The sequence below is a fragment of the Bifidobacterium jacchi genome (genome assembly GCF_009078285.1).
Taxonomy (GTDB): Bacteria; Actinomycetota; Actinomycetes; order Actinomycetales; family Bifidobacteriaceae; genus Bifidobacterium; species Bifidobacterium jacchi.
Map to the genome: position 1 here is coordinate 1 of NZ_RQSP01000143.1, position 230 is coordinate 230.

The window sequence follows — 230 nt, forward strand, 5'->3', positions numbered from 1 at the left end:
CCTCGCCAAGGTCAACCCCAAAAACCGGGAGTGGGCGGCGGACGCGCTCAAGGCCGTGTTCGGCATGGAATCGCGCGACAAGGCGCTGGAGAAGGCGGAATCCGTCGCCAGGGACATGGAATCGCGCAAGCTCAGGGAGGCTGCCAAATGCCTGCGCGAGGGCATCGGGGAGACGACGACCTACCTGCTCGACGACTATCCGAGGGAGCATCGCCGGCGGATCCGTACGA

1 protein-coding gene is annotated in these 230 nt (G+C 65.7%); it reads left to right on the top strand.

Annotated features, from left to right (window positions below; all coding sequences use genetic code 11):
• Positions 1–230 (top strand): transposase (locus tag EHS19_RS10565; RefSeq protein WP_175578445.1); only part of this gene is annotated, 230 nt, incomplete at both ends.